A 22,489-nucleotide genomic window follows, 5' to 3' on the forward strand; every position below is an offset into this window, starting at 1 on the left:
GGATCCATGGATAGACTCAGCCTCATTGGACTCTTTCTCGCCCTGGCCTCGCTGGTCGGTGGCAGCATCCTCAAGGGCGCCGGCCTGGCGTCGTTGTGGTCGCCTGCGGCGTTCGTGATCGTCATCGTCGGCACCATCGCCGCGATCCTGCTGCATACCTCGCCGGCGGTGTTCAAGCATGCGTTCAAGATCGTGCGCTGGGTCGTGCGCCCGCCGCACAGCGATCGCCGCGAACTGATCCAGCAGATCGTCGAGTGGAGCAACATCGCCCGCCGCCAGGGCCTGCTGGGCCTGGAATCGCAGGTGGAAGCACAGCAGGACCCGTTCCTGCGCAAGGGCCTGCAGCTGCTGGTGGACGGCGTCGAACCCGAATCGATGCGGCACATGCTGGAAATCGAACTGGGCAGCCAGGAACACCAGGACCAGGCCGGTGCCAAGGTCTTCGAAGCGATGGGCATCTATGCGCCGACGCTGGGCATCATCGGTGCCGTGCTCGGCCTGATCGCGGTGATGAAGAACCTGGCCGATCCGAGCAAGCTCGGCCACGGCATCGCCGCAGCATTCACCGCCACCATCTACGGCATCGCCTCGGCCAATCTGCTGTTCCTGCCGATCTCGGCCAAGCTCAAGAGTGTGATCTCGCACAACACCCGCGACCGCGAAATGGTCATCGAAGGCCTGATCTCGATCGCCCAGGGCGAGAACCCGCGCAACATCGAAACCAACCTCTCCGGCTTCCTGCACTGACATGGCCCGCCGCAAGCACCACGAAGAGCACGCCAACCACGAAGCATGGGCGATCCCCTATGCCGACCTGATGACGCTGCTGCTCGCCTTCTTCGTGGTCATGTATGCGATTTCCTCGGTGAACGAGGGCAAGTACCGGATCATGGCCGACGCGCTCACCGACGCCTTCGGTGGCGCACCACGCACGATCAATCCGGTGCAGGTCGGCAACAAGCAGGTGCAGGGCGGTGGCTGGGACAGCCCGTCGGTGATCAAATCCGGTACCAAGATCGGCCCGTCCGCGCCAGCACCGTCGCACGACCCGACCCTGCTGCCGTCGATGGCCTCGCAGATGCGCATGCCTGTTTCGGTGCACAACCAGGAGCAGATCGCGCGCGCCGAGCGCCAGCTCAACAGCATCGCCGACCGCCTCACCGCCGCACTGGCGCCGCTGATCGACCGCGGCATGATCAGCGTGCGCCGCACCGAACTATGGATCGAAGTCGAGATCAACAGCGACATCCTGTTCCCCACCGGCTCGGCGGCGCTGGACGTACATGCGCGGCAGACCCTGGCCAGCCTGGCCGAGGTCCTGCGCGACGTACCCAACAGCGTGCGCGTGGAAGGCCACACCGACAACGTGCCGATCGCCACTGCCACGTTCCCGTCGAACTGGGAGCTGTCAGCCGGGCGCGCGGCCAGCGTGGTGCACCTGTTCGCCGACCAGGGCGTGCAGCCGTCACGGCTGGCCATGGTCGGCTACGGCCAGTTCCGCCCGCGCGAAGAGAACGACAGCGCGCAGGGCCGCAACCGCAACCGCCGGGTGATGGTCATCATCCTGGCTGACACCTCGCATTCGGTGGATCCGCTGGGCCAGCGCCTGAACGCTGCCACCGGCGCCGCCGACAGCACCAGCACCGAGCAGGCCGCCGCAACGCCGGCCAGCACCGCCACTTCCCCCATCGCACCGGTGACGTTGCCGCCGGTGCCGGCTGGCAGCCGTGTCGGCGCCGCCGTTCCCCCGGCAATGAAGGAGTAATCCGATGCGCATCTGGGCAGTCGCCAACCAGAAGGGCGGAGTCGGCAAGACCACCACCACCCTCGCCCTCGGCCGCGGCCTGGCCGCACTTGGCCATCGCGTACTGCTGATCGATCTCGATCCGCATGCCTCGCTCAGCCGCGCGTTCGGCGTGCCGGTGGATCCGCCGCCGGCCGGCGTACTGGAACTGTTCGGCGCCCCGCCCGCAGACCTCGCCAGCCTGTGCCATGCCAGCAGCATCCATGGCCTGGACTACGTCTGTGCGCAGTCGGCGCTGGCCACGCTGGAGCGCCGCAGCGCCAACCAGCCTGGCCTCGGCCTGGCCCTGCAGAACGCGCTGGCACGCCACCAGGGCCAGCACGACTACATCCTCCTGGACTGTGCGCCGACCCTCGGCCTGCTGATGATCAACGCACTGGCCGCGGCCGACCGCCTGATCATCCCCACCCAGGCCGAGCCGCTGGCACTGCATGGGCTCGATGGCATGGTCCGCACCGGCGAGATGGTCGAGCGCTCGCGCCGCCGTCCGCTGCCGATATCGATCCTGCCGACCCTGTTCGACCGCCGCACGCGCGCAGGCAACGAGTCGCTGCGCACGATGCAGGATCGTCACGGCAGCCGCGTGTGGGAAGACGCGATTCCGATCGATACCCGCATCAGCAACGCGGCGGGCCTGACCCTGCCGAGCGTCGGCGAGGACTACCCGGGCCGCGGCCTGGCCGCCTACCGCCGCGCCCTGAACTGGATCCTCGGCGAGGACGCCCGTGCCCTGGAGCAGGCCGCATGAACAGCACCGGCGTACTGGACGACTATCTGGACGAACTGCTGGGCGAAGCGATCGCCCCGGCGGCCGTCGTGCTGCCAACGCCGGACAGCGCCGCCCCGGCTTCGGCCAGCGCATCGGAACCGGAGCGCGAACCGACCTGGGATGACCTGCCGGCCGAGGTGATCTACGAAACCGCGACCGTCGCCGCTGCGCCTGCCGTCGACAACGCCACGCTCGAAGCCGCCTTCGAGGCCGCCGCAACGGCCGAGCGCGAGCCCACCTGGGACGATCTGCCCGCCGAAGTGATCTACGAAACGGGGACTGCTTCTGCTGCCACGGCGGAGGACGACGCAGCACTGGAGGCCGCCTTCGAGGCCGCCGCAATGCCTGTCGCCGCCCTCGAGCGCGAACCGACCTGGGATGACCTGCCTGACGAGGTGATCCACGAGACGGCCCCTGCGCCCGCCACCGCCAAGGCAGGCCCGGAACCCACCTGGGACGATCTGCCCGACGAAGTGATCTACGAGACCGATACGGCCGACAGCCATCGACTCGCCCACACCGACAGCCCCGGCCTGCAGGCAGCGTTCGAAGCCGCTGCCGGTGGCGAGGACGTTGCCACGCCGCCACCTGCCGTGGTCGCAGCACCGGTTGCAGCGCAGGCGCAACGCCCTGCCCCGGCCGCACGCGCGGCCGCCGCGCCGCCGCCGCGCGTGGCCGTGGATGCCGCCGCCAGCAGCCGCCCCAGCAACTGGCAGGAACTGCAGGCCCAGGCCCACCAGCCGGCCCGCAGCCCACACCCGCAGAACCGCCGTGCCGGCGAGCGCACCTCGCGCTGGCTGCGCCTGCGCTGCGGCACCCAGGCCTATGCACTGGAACTGCTGAAAGTGCAGGAAGTGGTGCTGCCAGTGCCGCTGCTGCCCTTGCGCGGCACTGCGCCGGCCATGCTGGGCATCATGAACCTGCGTGGCCAGGTGGTACCGGTGATGGACCTCGGCCTGCACCTCGGCGCCGCCCCCGCCGAGGACGATTCGCAGACCCGTATCGTGGTGCTGGAAGAAGACGGCGAAACCATCGGCCTGCGCGTGTCGGCAGTGGAAGACGTTGCCAACCTCACCGACTCGCAGATCGAGCCGCCCGATACCGCACGCATCTGCCAGATCTCCAACGATCTGTTCCGTGGCGTGGCCCGGGTCAGCCAGCGGCCAATGATCCTGCTGGATGCCACCCGGCTGTTGAACTGAGCGGGAAAAGGGGACGGAGGGGATTAAGTCGCAATCGACCAGGCTCTCCCGCAGCCACCCTCGGCAACGGCGACCACGCAGTGGGGACGTAAGGTGTTGATCCAACGGATCAACTCCTTGCGTCCCCGACAGGCACCGCATCGGCGCAAAGCGCCGAGCCAGTTGCGACTTAATCCCCTCCGTCCCCTTTTGGATGGCGTCCCCGAAGAACACCGCATCGACGCGCCGCGTCGATTCTTCTAAAGAACCCCGCCGGGGTGCCGTTATGGATCACGGAACCGTTTGTCCGGAGCAACGATGAGCACTGTCGAACTGGGTGAGGATCTCGGCATCGAGAGCAGCACCGAGCTCAAGAACCGCCTCGCCCCGCTGGTGGCGCAGGCAGGCGAGCTGACCCTGGATGCCAGCCAGGTCGCCCGCATCCACACGGCCGCCGTGCAGGTGCTGTGTGCGTTCGTGCAGGCCCGCCGCGAGGCAGGCCTGGGCACCGGCTTCCACGGTTGCACCGCAACCTTCCGTGACGCCGCGCGCCTGCTGGGCGTCACCCAGGCCCTGGGCCTGGACGTAACCCATGACAACCTGAAATCTGTGGAGAACGCTGCATGAGCGCACGTATCTTGGTGGTGGACGATTCGGCGTCGATGCGCCAGATGGTTTCCTTCGCCCTCACCTCGGCCGGTTTTGCCGTCGAAGAAGCTGAAGACGGCGCGGTCGCGCTCGGTCGCGCCAAGGGCCAGCGCTTCAATGCGGTGGTCACCGACGTCAACATGCCGAACATGGACGGCATCGCGCTGATCCGCGAACTGCGCCAGCTGCCGGACTACAAGTTCACGCCGCTGCTGATGCTGACCACCGAATCGGCTGCCGACAAGAAGTCCGAAGGCAAGGCCGCCGGCGCCACCGGCTGGCTGGTCAAGCCGTTCAATCCGGAACAGCTGGTCGCCACCGTGCAGAAAGTGCTGGGCTGACCGCCCGCCACCGCTCCCCCTCTTCGCTTCCGGACCACCACTGCCATGAGCATGGACCTGCAACGCTTCCACGCCACCTTCTTCGAGGAGAGCCGCGAAGGCCTCGACGCGATGGAGGCTGGCCTGCTGGCCCTGGAATCGGGGCAGCAGGACGCGGAGATCATCAATTCGGTGTTCCGCGCCGCCCACTCGATCAAGGGCGGCGCCGGCACCTTCGGCTTCGATGCGATCGCCGGCCTGACCCATGTGCTGGAAACGCTGCTCGATGAGCTGCGTGCCGGCAAGCGGGCGCTGGAAGGCCACGCCGTCGACGCCATGCTGTCCTCGGTGGACGTGCTGCGCGCCCTGCTGCGCGAAGCCGAACACGGCCAGGCCGCCGATCCCGCCGCAGTTGCTGCGGTGAAGGCGCGCCTGGAGGCGGTTCTTTCCGGTCAGGCCGCAGCGAGCGCCCCGGCGGCCGCCGCAGCCAAGGTGGACGATACGCCGGAAGCCTGGCAGATCGGCTTCACCCCGGCGCCATCGCTGTTCATGAGCGGCAACGACCCGCTGCGCATCATCCGCGAACTTGAGCACCTGGGTTCGCTGCAGGTTGCCGCGCGCATGGACCGCCTGCCGGGCTTCGCCCAGCTCGATCCGCTCGAAGCCCACCTGGCGTGGGACCTGGGCCTGGTCGGCAAGGTGCCGCGCAGCAAGATCGAAGACACCTTTGCCTGGGTGCTGGACGACTGCGAACTGGACATCCGTCCCGCCGCGCCGCCGAGCCTGGCCACCCAGGCACCGGTTGCAGCAGCCCCTTCCACACCTCCTGCCGCAACATCCGCAGCACCCGCTGCAGCGACCGCCAGCGGCGGCGCTGCCCAGGAAGCCGAAACCTCGATCCGGGTCAGCGTCGACAAGGTCGATGCACTGATCAACCTGGTCGGCGAACTGGTCATCACCCAGGCCATGCTCAAGCAGGTCTCGCACGCACTGGACCCGGTCCACGCCGAGAGCCTGTTCGCCGGCCTGGACCAGCTTGAACGCAATACCCGCGACCTGCAGGAAGCAGTGATCGGCGTGCGCATGCTGCCGGTCGATGCGGTGTTCCGCCGCTTCCCGCGCCTGGTCCGCGACCTGTCCAGCCGCCTCGGCAAGCAGGTGCGCCTGCGTACCGTCGGCGAAGGCACCGAACTGGACAAGGGCCTGATCGAAAAGATCGCCGATCCGCTGGTGCACCTGGTGCGCAACTCGATCGACCACGGCCTGGAAATGCCCGACGTGCGTCGTGGTGCGGGCAAGGACGAAACCGGCACGATCACCCTGGCGGCCTCGCATCAGGGCGGCCACATCGTCATCGAAGTCAGCGACGACGGTCGCGGCCTGGACCGCGCCAAGATCCTGGCCAAGGCCCACGAACGCGGCCTGGCGGTGCCGGACAACCCGACCGATTCGCAGGTCTGGGACCTGATCTTCCAGCCGGGCTTCTCCACTGCGGATGCAGTCACCGATCTGTCCGGGCGTGGCGTCGGCATGGACGTGGTCCGCCGCAACATCCAGGCACTGGGTGGCGAGGTGCAGATCGAGAGCAGCCTCGGTGCTGGTACGCGCACGCTGATCCGCCTGCCGCTGACCCTGGCCATCCTCGATGGCATGACTGTGGCGGTGGCCGGCGAAACCCTGATCCTGCCACTGGCCTACGTGCTGGAAGCCCTGCAGCCGCAGGCCGAGGACATCCGCAGCATGGCCGGCGAAGGCCGCGTGCTGCGCGTGCGTGGCGAGTACCTGCCGATCCTGTCGCTGAGCGAGTACTACGGCTACGGCAACCGCGCACCGGGCAGCGAATCGCTGGTGGTGGTGGTGGAAGGCGATGGCCAGAAGATCGCACTGGAAGTGGACGAGCTGGTCGGCCAGCAGCAGGTGGTAGTGAAGAACATCGAGAACAACTACCGCCGCATCGGCGGAGTGTCCGGCGCCACCATCCTCGGCGATGGCCGCGTCGCGCTGATCGTCGACATCGGCGGACTGGTGCGCTCGCTGCGGATGCCGCAGGCCGCCTGATCCACGTTGCATGCGTGCACTGGACCGCCGCCCTTCGGGGCGGCGGTTTTTGTTTGCGTGCGCTCCGGCCATGTGTGGCCGGGGTCAGATCCCTTTTCTTTGAAAAGGGATCTGACCCCAATCCGCGCCCGAACCCATTCCGTGATCTCCGTCGCCGCGCTGGTTTCGTTCGCAACCACGCCACCGAAGCGCAAGCCTCGCCACTGCAGCACTTTCGCGCGGTCATCCCTACGCAACCGAATGTGATCTGCGTCCATAAAGTCCGCCCACAGCACGCCGCTATCTCGCTTTGACGGCCGTCACCGAACCCCCACCGGGCACCCCCGTTCGCTCTGCAACCACCCCCAGCCGACGCAACGACGCCGGCACCCTGCCCACCTGGAGCACCCTGCATGAAGTGGTTCCAAGATCTACCCATCGCCCGCAAGCTGGCCGTGGGGTTCACCCTCACCACGTTGATGACCCTGGTCCTCGGCGCCTTCGCCCTGTTGCGCCTGAGCGAGGCCAACAATCAGCTGGGCGAGATGGCCGGCAACGATATTCCGTCGGTCCAGCATCTGGGCGAGGCGCGCTCGCAGCTGGGCGAGTTCCGCACCTACGAACTGGCCCTGCTGAGCATGCTCGATCAGCCGGAGAAAGTTGCCGACTACAACAAGCGCATGGACGACACCGCCAAGGCCGTGCATGACGAACTGGCCGCGTACTCGGCGCTGCCGGCACTGGACAAGGAGCGCGAACTCTATCGCGCGGCCAACGTGCAGCTGGAACGCTACTTCGCCGCCAACAAGGCGATGCGCGAGGCCGTGGCTGCCGGCGATGGCGCCCTGGCGCAACAGATTTCCGACGAACAGTCGCGCCCGGCCCGTCGTGACCTGTTCGCCGCGATGAAGACCCTCGGCACCCACATCGCCGGCCTGATGGACGGCAAGATCGCCGCTGCCAATGCCACCCATCGCACCAGCATGATCGCCATCATCGGCTGCATCGTGCTGCTGTCGTTGGTGGCCGCCGCGCTGGCAACGGTCATCTCGCGCGCCGTCACCGGCCCGCTGAGCAAGGCCGTGCATGCCATCCAGGCCGTTGCCCGTGGCGACCTCAGCGTCAGCACCCAGGCCACCAGCAAGGACGAAGCCGGCAAGATGCTGGCCGCCACCGCCGAGATGACCGCGATGCTGCGCCGCTTCTCCGAGCAGACCCAGCTGATGGCGCAGATGCATGCCGGACCGGACATCGGCCATCGCATTCCGGAAGACTTCCCGGGCGTGTATGGCCAGCTGGCCGGCAGCATCAATACCGTGATCTTCGAGCACCTCGATGCGATCCGTGATGCCATCGACGTGCTCAACCAGTACGCCATCGGCAACCTCGCCCCGGACGCCCGACGCCTGCCCGGCAGCCGCGCGATCCTGCACGAATCGATGGATGCGGCCAAGGCCAGCCTGCTGGCGATCAACACCCAGATCCAGCAGCTGGCCTCGGCCGCCGCGGCCGGCGACTTCAGCCAGCGCGGCGACGCTCAGCGCTTCCAGCATGATTTCAAGCTGATGATCGAGCACCTGAACACCATGATGCAGGTCGCCGATGGCAACCTGGGCCAGCTCTCGCAGCTGCTGCAGTCGATCGCCGCCGGCGACCTGACCACGCGCATGGATGGCCAGTTCAATGGCGTGTTCGCACGCATGCGTGACGACGCCAACACCACCGTCGCGCAGCTGACCCAGATCGTCGGCCAGATCCAGGCCAGCGCCTCCAGCATCACCCTGGCCGCCGGCGAGATCGCGTCGGGCAACAGCGACCTGTCGCGCCGCACCGAGCAGCAGGCCGCCAACCTGGAAGAAACCGCCGCCTCGATGGAGGAGCTGACCTCCACCGTGCGCCAGAACGCCGAGCATGCCCGCCAGGCCAACCAGCTCGCCATCGGCGCGCATGGCGTCGCCTCGCAGGGCGGTGAAGTCGTCGGCCAGGTGGTCACCACCATGTCGGCCATCGAAGCCTCGTCGAAGAAGATCGCCGAGATCATCAGCGTCATCGACGGCATCGCCTTCCAGACCAACATCCTGGCGCTGAACGCGGCGGTGGAAGCCGCGCGTGCCGGTGAACAGGGTCGTGGCTTCGCCGTGGTCGCCAGCGAAGTGCGTACCCTCGCCCAGCGCTCGGCTGCGGCCGCCAAAGAGATCAAGGGCCTGATCGATGATTCGGTCGGCAAGGTCGCCGAAGGCTCCAGCCTGGTGCACCAGGCCGGCAGCACCATGGGCGAGATCGTCGCCTCGGTGCAGCGCGTCACCGACATCATGGCCGAGATTTCCGCCGCCTCGCAGGAGCAGTCGGCGGGTATCGAGCAGGTCAACCAGACCGTGGTGCAGATGGACGAAACCACCCAGCAGAATGCGGCACTGGTGGAAGAAGCCACCGCCGCCGCGCGTGCGATGGAAGACCAGGCGGTGCAGCTGGGTGAAGCCGTGGCCCGCTTCCGGCTGGCATCTCAGGGAACGACGGCCATCCCGGCACGCCCGCTGGCGGCACCGGTACCGCGCCAGGTCGCGGCCGCCGCACCTGCGGCAAAGCTGGCTCCCGCGCGCCCACTGCGCAGCTCCGCGGCACAGCCGGCACTGGCCGCGGACGGCGACTGGCAGGAGTTCTGATCTACCGGGGTCGGATCCCTCTTCTGCGGAAGAGGGCTCTGACCCCGCACGCATGGAAAGTGATGCAATTCTCACTTCATAATCCGACGCAGAGGCCGATATCCCCATCGAGCCTCGCGCCAACGCGTGCTGGCGCCCGCCCCTGACCGTAGATTCCATGTCCGACGGCAACGACACTGCAGTGCATGATGTCCACGCGGCTGATGCCGCCGACGAACGTTTCCTGGTCCGCAACCCGCGCCAGCTGCGGCAGTTGCTGCGCTCCCTGATCGACCAGCGATCACTGATCAATGCGCATATCGACGGTCGCGACCGCTCGTTCCCGACCGCATTGCTCGATCTCGATGAGGACGAGGACACTCTGCTGCTCGATGGCAGCCCGCAGGAGGCGTCCAACCGCGCCGCCGAACAGGCTGACCACCTGCTGTGCTTTGCCCAGCTCGAGCGCGTGCTGGTGCGGTTCCGCCTGCACGAACTGCAACGCGTGGACAACGACGGTCACGTCGCCTTCCGCGCCCCGTTGCCGGACGAACTGGTGCACCTGCAGCGCCGCGAGCTGTACCGGTTGGAGACCCCGGTCACCGACTCGCCGCAGCTGCTGCTGCCACCCGGCGAAGCACGTGCCGAAGCGCTGTCGATGCGGGTGGTGGACATCAGCGGTGGCGGCCTGGCCGTGGTGGTCCCCAATGACTGCGCGGTGTTCGGCCTGCAGAAGCGTTATCCGGCACAGCTGTCGCTGCCCGACGGCCCCGACCTGGACATCGAGCTGGTCGTCTGCAATCTACTGCCGCAGCGCCAGCCCAACGGCATCGAAGTCAAGCGCGTGGGCATGCGCTTCGAAACCCTGCCGCGCGGCGCCGACAGCGCCATCCAGCGCTACATCTTCCGCATCGACCGCCAGCGCAAGGCACGCCGCAACGGCGAGCTCTGAGACGGTCCAACCGGTAGTGCCGGCCGCTGGCCGGCAACCCTGGAACGTATACCGGGGTCAGATCCCTTTTCCCTGAAAAGGGATCTGACCCCCATCCCCGACAACGTGGATACGGCCGCTGCCGGCCAGCGGCCGGCACTACCGCTTCCCGTGTAGATCCACGCCATGCGTGGATGCCTTCCCCGGGCACCTAAAGTCCCCCACCGAGGGGCCGATATCGAGCCTGACACCGGGACTTCCGGCAGAACCAGGACCCCTCGATGAACGACAAGACCAGCTCCGCCGCCAGCGCCGGTGGCGAATTCCTCAGCTTCACCCTCGGTGCCGAGCACTACGGGGTGGACATCCTCAAGGTCCAGGAAATCCGCGGCTATGACGCGGTGACCCGCGTGCCGGATGCCCCGGACTACATCAAGGGCGTGATCAACCTGCGCGGCACCATCGTGCCGGTCATCGACCTGCGCCTGAAGCTGCGCCTGGACAACGCCCGCTACGACGCCTTCACCGTGATGATCGTGCTGAACGTGGAAGACCGCGTGGTCGGCATCGTCGTCGACAGCGTCTCGGACGTGATCCCGCTGTCGGCAGAGCAGATCCGCCCGACCCCGGAATTCGGCGCCGCCGTCGATACCCGCTTCATCTCCGGCATCGGTACCCACGACGACCGCATGCTGATCCTGCTGGACATCGAAACCCTGCTCGACAGCGCCGACATGGGCCAGACCGCCCTTGCCGAAGACGCTGCCGCCTGATCCAGCGGACCTGCTTCACGTTCTGGTCACAAAACCCTTCAGTTCCCCTTCGCGATGCCGATAGGGGGACAGAAGCCGGTCGCGCAGGAGCGCGCAGGACCGGAACGACCATCACCATCCCCGGAGATACATCTCGATGAAGTCCCTGCTTGCGTTCGTCTCGGCCGCTGTCCTGGCCACCACTGCTTCCGCCGCGTTCGCCCAGTCGGCCGACATGATCCCGCCGGAACTGGCACCGCGCTCGGTCGGCAAGGACGGCATGGTCTGCGGCAAGGTCGAGAAGGCCCGCTACGCAGAAGGTTCCGAAGGCCAGCCGACCTTCCTGTACATGGGCGGCGCCTTCCCGCGCCACACCTTCTCGGCCCGCATCGCCGGCGAGAACCGCGGCAAGTTCGCCTTCCCGCTGGAAACCCTGGAAGGCAAGACCGTGTGCGTGATCGGCAAGATCCAGCGCGACGCCTCGCGTGCGGAAATCGAAGTCAGCTCGCCGGCTGGCCTGAAGCTGGCCAACATCAAGTAATCCGCTGTCCGTCGAACCACGCCGGACTTCGCGCCGGCGTGGTTTCTGCTGCAACCGGGCCCGATGCCCGGGCGCGTCTGCCTTAGGAGCTCGCAACGCCCATGCCGTGGATCAACAACCTGAAACTGATGCCGAAGCTGCTGCTGACCTTCGGTGTCCTCCTGCTGGTGATGCTGCTGCAGGGCATCGTCGCCTATCGCGGCCTGCACTCGCTGAACAATGTCACCACCGAGTTGGCCGGTTCACGCATGGAGAGCATCCGCATGGCGGGCGAAATGCGCGGCATGCTCGGTGAGTACCGCAACGCCGCGTACCAGCAGCTGATCCGCGCCAGCGACGACGTCAAGGCCGACGCACGCAAGCAGACCGTTGAACTGCGAGAGAGCATGGACAAGTCGATCAAGGGCTACCCGGCACTGGTCGACAATGCACAGCAGAAGAAGCTGTTCGACACCTTCGCCAAGGAATGGAAGGACGCCCTGGCCTCCTATGACAGCGTCACCGAGATGCTGGAACTGGACCTGCCGGACGACGCCATCGATACCTTCGTCGGCGAGACCCGCACCAAGCACCGCAAGGCCGCTTCGGCGCTGGAAGCGTTGATCGCCGAAGACAACCGCCTCGCCCGCGCCTCGCGCGAAGAGGCCGAATCCACCTACTCCGCCTCGGCCGTGCTGACCGTGATCGCCCTGCTGGGCGGCGCCGCACTCGGCCTGGTGCTGGTGTGGCTGTTTGCCCGTGCCCTGGTCGGCAGCGTGCGCGGCGCCGTCTCGGTTGCCAACGATGTGGCCGGCGGCAAGCTCGATGGCCACATCGACGTCAGCCGCCAGGACGAAGTGGGCGAACTGATGCAGGCGATGCAGCGCATGCAGCGCGACCTGCGCGAGCGCATCGAGACCGATCAGGCCGTCGCCCGCGAGAACCTGCGCATCCGTACCGCGCTGGATTACAGCTCGACCGGCGTGTACCTGACCGACACCAGCAACACCATCGTCTACAGCAACCGCGCCCTGCAGCAGACCCTGAGCCAGTACCAGGACGAAGTCCGCCGCGACCTGCCGGACTTCGATGCGCAGGCTTCGCTGATCGGCAAGCCGGTCACCGTACTCGAGCACCGCGGCGAGATGGACCAGACCCTGCTGGGCAACCTGAAGGCACACGGCGTCGCCCGTCGCCCGATGCAATACGGCGATGCCCAGTTCGCCCAGGTGGTCTCGACCATCCGCAATGAAGGCGGCGACACCGTCGGCTACGTGGTGGAATGGCGCGACCGCACCCAGGAAGCGCTGGTGGAAGCCGAAGTGGCCCGCGTGATCGCCCAGGCTGCTGCCGGCGACCTGTCCGGCCGCATCGATTCCAGCGACAAGGAAGGCTTCTTCCTGCAGCTGGCCCAGCAGATCAACGGCCTGCTCGACGCCAACGCCGGCAGCATCGAACAGATCTCCGGCCTGCTCGCCGCGCTGTCGCAGGGTGACCTGACCGTGCGCATGCACGGCGACTACCAGGGTGTGTTCGCCCGCATGCGCGACGACGCCAACGCGACCGCCGCGCAGCTGAGCGAGATCGTCACCCGCATCAAGCAGTCCAGTCGTGCGATCAGCTCGGCCGCCGGCGAGATCGCATCGGGCAACAGCGACCTGTCGCGCCGCACCGAGCAGCAGGCCGCCAACCTGGAAGAAACCGCCGCCTCGATGGAGGAGCTGACCTCCACCGTGCGCCAGAACGCCGAGCATGCCCGCCAGGCCAACCAGCTCGCCATCGGCGCGCATGGCGTCGCCTCGCAGGGCGGTGAAGTCGTCGGCCAGGTGGTCACCACCATGTCGGCCATCGAAGCCTCGTCGAAGAAGATCGCCGAGATCATCAGCGTCATCGACGGCATCGCCTTCCAGACCAACATCCTGGCACTGAATGCCGCGGTTGAGGCCGCGCGTGCCGGTGAACAGGGCCGTGGCTTCGCCGTGGTCGCCAGCGAAGTGCGTACCCTCGCCCAGCGCTCGGCTGCGGCCGCGAAGGAGATCAAGGGCCTGATCGACGACTCCGTCGGCAAGGTCAACGACGGCTCGGCGCTGGTGCACAAGGCCGGCGCGACCATGGGCGAGATCGTCGCCTCGGTGCAGCGCGTGACCGACATCATGGCCGAGATCTCCGCGGCTTCGCAGGAACAGAGTGCTGGCATCGAGCAGGTCAACCAGACCGTGGTGCAGATGGACGAAACCACCCAGCAGAATGCTGCGCTGGTGGAAGAAGCCACCGCCGCCGCACGTGCGATGGAAGAACAGGCCGGCCACCTCAGCGAAGCGGTGTCGATCTTCGTGGTGGACGAAGCCGAGACGGTGGTTGCCCCGCGCATCGCCGCTGCCCCGGCCCCGCGTGCTGCCGCACCGGCCGCACCGGCCCCGATCGCCCCGCCGGCCCGCCGCACCGCCGGTGGTCGCCCGATGGCGACCGAACTGGCCGACGGAGACTGGCAGGAGTTCTGATGCCTGCGTGACCTGACGCACGAGAACGCCCTGGCCCTGCGCTGGGGCGTTTTCGTTTACGGGGCATCTGGATTCCAGCCAACGGCGATGCCCCTCGGGGTGGTCGCGGTAGGCGCGTGGCTACTGAGGGTTGGCCGGGAGGGTGGGCTGCGCAGGGGCCGCCGTGAATACGTCCTTGTAGGCTCGGGCGCGCCATCCATGGCGCTTACGCCCCTGCGCAACCCACCCTCCCGGCCACGGACACTTTCCGTGCGCGTCCACCCCGGATTGAAGAAAGAAGAGCAAGAGCAACAGCAACAGCCACACCGCTTCCGGGGTCAGATCCGTTTTCCGCAGGAAAACGGATCTGACCCCTCTTTCCACTTGGAAACCCAACGCTCTTTCCGTCCGACACCGAAATGCCGAGAAGGCTGGGCCGGGGTGGGTAGGCAGGACCGTTGGCGCCATGGATGGCGCCATCGAGCCCCCAAGGACGGGTTTACGGCGTGTGCTGCCTGCCCACCCCGGCCCAGCCACTTACTGACAATCCAGCGCCGACCGACCGCTGTTGCTGTTGCTGTTGCTGTTGCCGTCGCTTCAAAAGCCTGCCGCAGGCAGCGCCGCAGCCGCCGCTGCAAGGAAACCTGAATACGTTCGAACACCGCACCTCAATCCCCCGCCCGCGCGGCCGATAACGGGGTTGTCACCGCTTGTCCCGCTGTGACCGGCTCGGCGCCGCCCGCCCGTTTCGACCTGGTCCTGCTCGATGAATCTCATGCATCGCTGGCAACACTACTTCAGCAACCTCTCCGTCCGGCGCAAGCTCAACCTGCTGACGCTGCTCATCGCGCTCGGCGTGATCGCGCTCTCGGTGATCGCCGCCCGCATGCAGTACCTGGACCTGACCGAGACCCGCAAGACCGCGCTGAAGACCCAGGTCGAACTGAGCTACGGCATCCTGCAGCACTACCACCGCCTGGCCGGTACCGGCGAACTCAGCGAAGAGGCCGCCAAGAGCGCTGCGCTGCAGGCACTGGAAGTCATGCGCGCCGAGAACGATACGTATTACTTCAACATCTACGACACCGGCTACCGCCTGCTGATGCACCCGTTCCGCAAGGACCTGGTCGGCAAGGACATGAAGGACTTCCGCACCGACGACGGCGTGCGGATCTACTACGACCAGGTCGAAGCGGCCAAGGCCGGCGGTGGCTTCGTCAACTATCGCTGGGCCAAGCCGGGCAGCAAGGGCGACGTCGAGAAGGTCGCCTACGCCGGCCTGTTCGCGCCCTGGAACTGGGTGGTCAGCAGCGGCGTCTACATGGACGACGTGCAGAAGCAGGCGTTGGTGTTCACCGCCATCATGGCCGTCTCTGGTGGCGTGCTGGTGCTGATCGTGCTGGCCCTGAGCTGGGTCATCGGCAACCGCATCGCCGTGCCGCTGAAGCAGGCCACGGCCGTGGCCGAGGGTATCGCCGGTGGCAGGCTGGACAGCCACATCGGCCCGCAGCCGCATGACGAAACCGGCCGACTGCTGGAGGCGATGTCCGGCATGCAGCAGCAGCTGCACGCGGTGATCAGTGGCCAGCGCGAGATGGCCCGCCGCCACGATGCCGGCGAACTGAGCTACCGCATCGACGCCAGCGCCTTCCCCGGCGAGTACGGGCTGATGGTGCAGGAAACCAATGCCCTGGTCGGCGGCCACGTGCAGACCCTGCACGACGTGCTGGACGTGGTCCAGCAGTACGCGGTCGGCGACCTCAGCCGCGACATCGCGCGCTACCCCGGCGAAAAAGCCGCGATGACCACCACCGTCGATACGGTCAAGGCCAACCTCGGCCGCATCAACGCCGAGATCAAGCAGCTGGCCAGCGCCGCCGCGGCCGGCGACTTCAGCCGCCGTGGCGACGCACAGCGCTTCGATCACGATTTCCGCCTGATGCTGGAAAACCTCAACGCGATGATGGCGGTCAGCGATGACAACCTCGGCAAGCTCTCGCAGCTGCTGTCGGCCATCGCCGAGGGTGACCTGACCGCGCGCATGCACGGTGACTACCAGGGCGTGTTCGCGCGCATGCGTGACGACGCCAACACCACCGTCGCGCAGCTGACCCAGATCGTCGGCCAGATCCAGGCCAGCGCCTCCAGCATCACCCTCGCCGCCGGCGAGATTGCGTCGGGCAACAGCGACCTGTCGCGCCGCACCGAGCAGCAGGCAGCCAATCTGGAAGAAACCGCCGCCTCGATGGAGGAACTGACCTCCACCGTGCGCCAGAACGCCGAGCATGCCCGCCAGGCCAACCAGCTCGCCATCGGCGCGCAAGGCGTGGCCTCGCAGGGTGGCAGCGTGGTCGGCCAGGTGGTCAACACCATGTCGGCCATCGAAGCCTCGTCGAAGAAGATCGCCGAGATCATCTCCGTCATCGACGGCATCGCCTTCCAGACCAACATCCTGGCGCTGAACGCGGCGGTGGAAGCCGCACGTGCTGGTGAACAGGGTCGCGGCTTCGCTGTGGTCGCCAGCGAAGTGCGTACCCTCGCCCAGCGCTCGGCTGCGGCCGCCAAAGAGATCAAGGGCCTGATCGATGATTCGGTCGGCAAGGTCGCCGAAGGCTCCAGCCTGGTGCACCAGGCCGGCAGCACCATGGGCGAGATCGTCGCCTCGGTGCAGCGCGTCACCGACATCATGGCCGAGATCTCCGCCGCCTCGCAGGAACAGTCGGCCGGCATCGAGCAGGTCAACCAGACCGTGGTGCAGATGGACGAAACCACCCAGCAGAATGCGGCACTGGTGGAAGAAGCCACCGCCGCTGCACGTGCGATGGAAGACCAGGCCGCACAGCTGGCTGATGCCGTAGCGATTTTCCGCCTCGACAACCAGGTCTCGGCCGCCATGAAGGCCGTGGCCGCGCGCGTCGAGCCGGCCCGCGTCACCACCGTGGCGCGTCCGCAGCCGACCAGCACGCCCGCCCCGGTCCGTCGCAGCAGCAACGCCAGCACCTTCGTCGCCAGCGACAGCGACTGGCAGGAATTCTGAGACCCACCCGCGGCGGCTTCGGCCGCCGCCTCTGCCGATGGACACGTCCCCCGTGCAAAGTCCTACTCCCATCGTCACCGGCCCGCGCGAATTCGAGTTCGCCGACCGTGATTTCCGCCGCGTCTGCGACCTGATCTACCAGCGCGTGGGCATCGCCCTCGCCCCGGCCAAGCGCGACATGGTCTATGGCCGCCTGTCGCGCCGCCTGCGCACGCTGGGCATGCGCAGCTTCCAGCAGTATCTGGACCATCTGGAGCAGGAGGACGGTGACGAGTGGCAGGCGTTCACCAACGCGCTGACCACCAACCTGACCTCGTTCTTCCGCGAGCCGCACCACTTCGACAAGCTGCGCGAGGAGCTGCAGCAACGCTCCAGCCGCACGCCGCTGCTGCTGTGGTCGTGCGCCGCCTCCACCGGCGAAGAGCCCTACTCGATGGCGATCACTGCCTGCGAAGCCTTCGGCACCCTGAAGCCACCGGTACGCATCATCGCCACCGACGTCGATACCCAGGTGCTCGCCACCGCCGGCCGTGGCGTCTACAACATTGATCGGGTCACCAGCCTCGATCCGGACCTGCGCCGTCGCTATTTCCAGCGCGGCAGCGGCCCCAACGAGGGCCAGTGCCGCGTGCTGCCGGCGCTGCGCGAGCTGATCGAATTCCGCCCGTTGAACCTGCTTGCCCCGCGCTACGACGTCGGCGGCCCGTTCGACGCACTGTTCTGCCGCAACGTGATGATCTACTTCGACAAGCCGACCCAGCGCGCGATCCTCGGCCGTCTGGTACAGCACCTGGCCGACGACGGCCTGTTGTATACCGGCCACTCGGAGAACTACCTGCACGCCGCCGACCTGATCCAGCCCTGCGGACGCACCCTGTACCGCCGTGCGGCAAAGGCAGGCGCATGAACGCATCGCTGCGCACCGATGATGTGATGCGTTACCAGGACGCGCGCTTCAAGACCATTGCGGCCAAGCTGCTGCCGACCCAGTACCTGGTGGTCGATGACACCACTGCGCTGACCACCACGCTGGGCTCCTGCGTGGCGGCCTGCCTGCGCGACCCGGTGCTGAAGATCGGCGGCATGAACCATTTCCTGTTGCCCGAGGGCAACGCCGGCGATGGCGCGCCTGCGCGTTACGGCAGCTACGCGATGGAACTGCTGATCAACGACATGCTCAAGCGCGGCGCGCACCGCAAGCGCATCGAAGCCAAGGTGTTCGGTGGCGCCAACGTCCTCAAGGGCTTCACCAGCAACCCGGTCGGCACGCGCAACGCCGAGTTCGTGCGCCAGTACCTGCAGGCCGAGCACATCCCGATCATTGCTGAGGACCTGTGCGGCATTCATCCGCGCAAGATCTGGTTCTTCGCCGATACCGGCCGCGTGGTGGTGCAGCGCCTGCCGCACGCACACGAAGCCGAAGTGGCCGCGACCGAATCGGCGGTGCGTGCACGCCTGTCCAAGGCCCCGGTCACCGGCGGCGTGGAGCTGTTCGAATGACCCTGACCGGCAACGCCCCCTGCCGGGTCCTGATCGTCGACGACTCCGCCGTCGTGCGCCAGATGCTCACCGAGATTCTGTCCAGCGATCCCGCCATTGACGTGGTCGGCACCGCCGCCGACCCGCTGCTGGCGCGCGAGAAGATCAAGCGCCTGGCCCCGGACGTGATCACCCTGGACGTGGAAATGCCGCGCATGGACGGCCTGGCGTTCCTGGAAAACCTGATGCGCCTGCACCCGCTGCCGGTGGTGATGATCTCCTCGCTGACCGAACGCGGCGCCGACACCACCCTGCAGGCACTGGCGTTGGGTGCTGTGGATTTCGTCTCCAAGCCGAAGCTGGACGTGGCGCGTGGCCTGCAGGGCTACGCCGACGAGATCATCGCCAAGGTCAAGATGGCGGCGCGCTCACGGGTGCGCCCGCTGGTGCGTGCGGCCGCTCCGAAACTCCTGCTCGAAGCAGCTCCTGCAATGCGGCCAGCTGCACCGCAGTTCCGCACCACCGACCGGCTGATCGCAATCGGCTCATCGGCCGGCGGCACCGAAGCGCTGCGTGTGGTGCTGGAAGGCATGCCCGCCGACGGCCCGGCCGTGGTGATGACCCAGCACTTGCCGGCCAGCTTCAGCAGTGCCTTCGCCGAACGCCTGGACCGGCACTCGGCGATGGCCGTGCGCGAGGCCAGCGATGGCGAAGCAGTGCTGCCTGGCCATGCCTACCTGCCACCCGGCGGCAAGCACCTGCGGATCATCCGCGACGGTGCGCGCTGGCGCTGCCGCGTCGACGACGGCCCTGCGGTGAACCGGCACAAGCCCGCGGTGGACGTGCTGTTCCGCTCGGTCGCGCAGAACGCCGGCGGCAACGCCATCGGCGCCATCCTCACCGGGATGGGCGATGACGGCGCACGCGGCCTGTTGGAAATGCGCCAGGCGGGTGCGCCGACCCTGGTGCAGGACGAGGCCACCAGCGTGGTCTGGGGCATGCCCGGTGCAGCGTTCAAACTCGGCGCCGCTGAGGAACAGGTACCACTGGAACGCATCGCCGAACGCCTGCTCGCCCTCGCCCGCAGCTGACGCGAAGTACGTCCATGCAATGCGTGGATGCCTCTGTAGTGTCGAGCCACGCTCGACGCATCACGCATTGCGCGAACATCAGCCGAGCGTGGGCTCGGCTCTACAGACCGTCAGCGACGAAGCGCCGGCCAGCGGCCGGCACTACCGTGCAACGTCGGCTCACAAAAAAACCCCCGGCGCGAGCCGGGGGTTTTCCGTTACCGCATCAGGCAGCGACCGTCTTGGCCACGTCCTGGTATTCCTCGATCTGGTCGAAGTTCATGTAGCGGTAGATCTCCGCACCATTGGCGTTGATCACGCCGATGTCCGCCATGTACTCCTCCTTGGTCGGGATGCGGCCCAGGCGCGAGCAGATCGCCGCCAGTTCCGCCGAACCCAGGTACACGTTGGTGTTGCGGCCCAGGCGGTTCGGGAAGTTGCGGGTCGAGGTCGACATCGCGGTGGAACCTTCACGGATCTGCGCCTGGTTGCCCATGCACAGCGAGCAGCCCGGCATTTCCATGCGTGCGCCGGTGGCGCCGAAGGTGCCGTACACGCCTTCCTTGGTCAGCTCCGAAGCATCCATCTTGGTCGGCGGGGCCACCCACAGGCGGGTCGGCAGGTCACGCTTGCCTTCCAGCAGCTTGGCAGCCGCACGGAAGTGACCGATGTTGGTCATGCACGAACCGATGAACACTTCGTCGATCTTGGCGCCGGCCACTTCGGACAGGGTCTTCACGTCGTCCGGGTCGTTCGGGCAGGCCACGATCGGCTCGTGGATGTCGGCCAGGTCGATCTCGATGACAGCGGCGTACTCGGCGTCGGCATCCGGCTCCAGCAGCTCCGGGTTGGCCAGCCACGCTTCCATCTTCTCGATACGGCGCTGCAGCGAACGCGGGTCCTGGTAACCCTCGGCGATCATCCACTTCAGCAGCGTGATGTTGCTGTTGAGGTACTCGATGATCGGCTCCTTGTTCAGGCGCACCGAGCAACCGGCCGCCGAACGCTCGGCCGAGGCGTCGGACAGTTCGAACGCCTGCTCGACCTTCAGCTCCGGCAGGCCTTCGATTTCCAGGATGCGGCCGGAGAAGATGTTCTTCTTGCCAGCCTTGGCCACGGTCAGCAGGCCCGACTTGATCGCGTACAGCGGGATCGCGTTGACCAGGTCACGCAGAGTCACGCCCGGCTGCATCTTGCCCTTGAAGCGCACCAGCACCGACTCCGGCATGTCCAGCGGCATCACGCCGGTGGCAGCCGCGAAGGCAACCAGGCCCGAACCGGCCGGGAACGAAATGCCCACCGGGAAACGGGTGTGCGAGTCACCACCGGTGCCGACGGTGTCCGGCAGCAGCATGCGGTTGAGCCAGCTGTGGATCACGCCGTCGCCCGGACGCAGCGAAACGCCGCCACGGGTGGAGATGAACTCCGGCAGGGTATGGTGGGTCTTCACGTCCACCGGCTTCGGGTAGGCGGCGGTGTGGCAGAACGACTGCATCACCAGGTCGGCCGAGAAGCCCAGGCAGGCCAGGTCCTTCAGCTCGTCGCGGGTCATCGGGCCGGTGGTGTCCTGCGAGCCGACCGAGGTCATCTTCGGTTCGCAGTAGGTGCCCGGGCGCATGCCCTGGCCTTCCGGCAGGCCACAGGCGCGGCCGACCATCTTCTGCGCCAGCGAGAAGCCCTTGCCGGTATCGACCGGCTGCACCGGCAGGCGGAACAGGTCGGTCGGGGCCAGGCCCAGCGCTTCGCGCGCCTTGCCGGTCAGGCCACGGCCGATGATCAGCGGAATGCGGCCACCGGCGCGCACTTCGTCGAACAGCACTTCGGACTTGACCTGGAACTCGGCGATCACTTCACCGTTCTTCAGCGCCTTGCCTTCGTACGGACGCAGCTCGACCACATCGCCGTGCTCCATCTTCGACACGTCCAGCTCGATCGGCAGTGCGCCGGCATCTTCCATGGTGTTGTAGAAGATCGGGGCGATCTTCGAACCCAGGCAGACGCCACCGGCGCGCTTGTTCGGGATGAACGGAATGTCATCGCCGGTCCACCACAGCACGCTGTTGGTGGCCGACTTGCGCGAGGAACCGGTGCCGACCACGTCGCCGACGTAGGCGACCAGGTGACCCTTGTCCTTCAGCGACAGGATCTGCTGGATCGGGCCGCGCTTGCCGTCTTCTTCCGGGGTGAACGGCGCGTCGTCGCGCTTGTTCTTCAGCATCGCCAGGGCGTGCATCGGGATGTCCGGGCGGGTGGTCGCGTCCGGCGCCGGCGACAGGTCGTCGGTGTTGGTTTCGCCCGGCACCTTGAACACGGTGATGGTCAGGCTCTGCGGCACTTCCGGGTTGCTGGTGAACCACTCGGCGTCGGCCCAGCTCTGCAGCACGGCCTGGGCGTTGGCGTTGCCCGCCTTGGCCTTTTCCTGCACATCGTGGAAGGCATCGAACACCAGCAGAGTCTTCTTCAGACCGTTGGCGGCGATGGTGCCGACGCTGGCATCCTCCAGCAGCTGCACCAGCGGAGCGACGTTGTAGCCGCCGAGCATGGTGCCCAGCAGTTCGGTGGCGCGCTCGCGGCTGATCAGCGGGTTCTGCTCGCTGCCCAGGGCGATCGCCGCCAGGTACGAGGCCTTGACCTTGGCCGCGTCGTCGACGCCGGCCGGCACGCGGTGGGTCAGCAGGTCGAGCAGGAACTCGGCCTCGCCCTGCGGCGGGTTCTTCAGCAGTTCGATGACATCGGCCGTCTGCTGCGCGCTCAGCGGCAGCGGCGGGATGCCAAGCGCAGCGCGCTCGGCGACGTGGTGGCGGTAGGCTTCCAACATG

16 protein-coding genes and 1 pseudogene are annotated in these 22,489 nt (G+C 67.2%); 16 read left to right on the forward strand and 1 reads right to left on the reverse strand.

Annotation, left to right across the window (positions count from 1 at the left end; genetic code table 11):
• The first annotated feature begins 6 nt into the window (after positions 1 to 6).
• The 16 genes and pseudogenes from VPH47_RS11040 to VPH47_RS11115 all read left to right on the forward strand — a co-directional run bounded on the left by VPH47_RS11040 (position 7) and on the right by VPH47_RS11115 (position 19,691).
• The gene (locus VPH47_RS11040) at positions 7 to 747 is read left to right on the forward strand and encodes a flagellar motor protein (RefSeq protein WP_049444851.1); all 741 of its coding nucleotides are present in this window, start codon (positions 7 to 9) and stop codon (positions 745 to 747) included.
• 1 nt (position 748) lies between these two features.
• Positions 749 to 1,615, forward strand: a pseudogene (motD, locus tag VPH47_RS11045) (flagellar motor protein MotD); the annotation flags it as partial.
• Between the two features lie 154 nt (positions 1,616 to 1,769).
• The gene (locus VPH47_RS11050) at positions 1,770 to 2,552 is read left to right on the forward strand and encodes a ParA family protein (protein WP_094001345.1); all 783 of its coding nucleotides are present in this window, start codon (positions 1,770 to 1,772) and stop codon (positions 2,550 to 2,552) included.
• Entirely contained in the window at positions 2,549 to 3,775 is a 1,227-nt protein-coding gene (locus VPH47_RS11055) for a chemotaxis protein CheW (protein WP_368850796.1), read from the forward strand. Before VPH47_RS11050 ends, VPH47_RS11055 begins: the two co-directional genes overlap by 4 nt.
• Positions 3,776 to 4,072: 297 nt before the next feature.
• On the forward strand, positions 4,073 to 4,381 hold the full coding sequence (locus VPH47_RS11060) for a lipid asymmetry maintenance protein MlaB (protein ID WP_005409522.1): 309 nt from the start codon (positions 4,073 to 4,075) through the stop codon (positions 4,379 to 4,381).
• Positions 4,378 to 4,743, forward strand: a complete 366-nt coding sequence (locus tag VPH47_RS11065) for a response regulator (RefSeq protein ID WP_005409521.1) — start codon at positions 4,378 to 4,380, stop codon at positions 4,741 to 4,743. Before VPH47_RS11060 ends, VPH47_RS11065 begins: the two co-directional genes overlap by 4 nt.
• Before the next feature lie 45 nt (positions 4,744 to 4,788).
• Positions 4,789 to 6,780 (forward strand): chemotaxis protein CheA, encoded by a 1,992-nt coding sequence (locus tag VPH47_RS11070; RefSeq protein ID WP_180847599.1) that lies wholly within the window; start codon positions 4,789 to 4,791, stop codon positions 6,778 to 6,780.
• A gap of 392 nt (positions 6,781 to 7,172) precedes the next feature.
• Positions 7,173 to 9,422, forward strand: coding sequence for a methyl-accepting chemotaxis protein (locus tag VPH47_RS11075; protein ID WP_368850797.1), 2,250 nt, complete (start codon positions 7,173 to 7,175; stop codon positions 9,420 to 9,422).
• Between the two features lie 157 nt (positions 9,423 to 9,579).
• Positions 9,580 to 10,353 carry a flagellar brake protein gene (locus tag VPH47_RS11080; protein ID WP_350260249.1) on the forward strand — a complete coding sequence of 258 codons (774 nt, stop codon included), beginning with the start codon at positions 9,580 to 9,582 and terminating at the stop codon, positions 10,351 to 10,353.
• A 260-nt stretch (positions 10,354 to 10,613) separates the two neighbouring features.
• On the forward strand, positions 10,614 to 11,105 hold the full coding sequence (locus VPH47_RS11085) for a chemotaxis protein CheW (protein ID WP_110712204.1): 492 nt from the start codon (positions 10,614 to 10,616) through the stop codon (positions 11,103 to 11,105).
• Between the two features lie 136 nt (positions 11,106 to 11,241).
• Entirely contained in the window at positions 11,242 to 11,625 is a 384-nt protein-coding gene (locus VPH47_RS11090; RefSeq protein WP_110712203.1) for a hypothetical protein, read from the forward strand.
• 101 nt (positions 11,626 to 11,726) lie between these two features.
• On the forward strand, positions 11,727 to 14,105 hold the full coding sequence (locus VPH47_RS11095) for a methyl-accepting chemotaxis protein (protein WP_368850798.1): 2,379 nt from the start codon (positions 11,727 to 11,729) through the stop codon (positions 14,103 to 14,105).
• A 745-nt stretch (positions 14,106 to 14,850) separates the two neighbouring features.
• Positions 14,851 to 17,121 carry a methyl-accepting chemotaxis protein gene (locus VPH47_RS11100; RefSeq protein ID WP_368850799.1) on the forward strand — a complete coding sequence of 757 codons (2,271 nt, stop codon included), beginning with the start codon at positions 14,851 to 14,853 and terminating at the stop codon, positions 17,119 to 17,121.
• A gap of 37 nt (positions 17,122 to 17,158) precedes the next feature.
• Positions 17,159 to 18,028, forward strand: a complete 870-nt coding sequence (locus VPH47_RS11105) for a CheR family methyltransferase (RefSeq protein ID WP_014037084.1) — start codon at positions 17,159 to 17,161, stop codon at positions 18,026 to 18,028.
• Positions 18,025 to 18,621: a chemoreceptor glutamine deamidase CheD gene (gene cheD / locus VPH47_RS11110; protein ID WP_008264676.1), complete on the forward strand. Its 597-nt coding sequence runs from the start codon at positions 18,025 to 18,027 to the stop codon at positions 18,619 to 18,621. Before VPH47_RS11105 ends, cheD begins: the two co-directional genes overlap by 4 nt.
• Positions 18,618 to 19,691 carry a chemotaxis response regulator protein-glutamate methylesterase gene (locus tag VPH47_RS11115; RefSeq protein WP_368850800.1) on the forward strand — a complete coding sequence of 358 codons (1,074 nt, stop codon included), beginning with the start codon at positions 18,618 to 18,620 and terminating at the stop codon, positions 19,689 to 19,691. The genes cheD and VPH47_RS11115 overlap by 4 nt, the downstream gene beginning before the upstream one ends.
• Positions 19,692 to 19,896: 205 nt before the next feature.
• Here the strand turns inward: VPH47_RS11115 and acnB are convergent, their stop codons facing one another.
• Positions 19,897 to 22,488, reverse strand: coding sequence for a bifunctional aconitate hydratase 2/2-methylisocitrate dehydratase (gene acnB, locus VPH47_RS11120; protein WP_248860471.1), 2,592 nt, complete (start codon positions 22,486 to 22,488; stop codon positions 19,897 to 19,899).
• Position 22,489 lies beyond the last annotated feature (1 nt).

This window comes from Stenotrophomonas sp. WED208 (assembly GCF_040984485.1).
Taxonomy (GTDB): domain Bacteria; phylum Pseudomonadota; class Gammaproteobacteria; order Xanthomonadales; family Xanthomonadaceae; genus Stenotrophomonas; species Stenotrophomonas riyadhensis.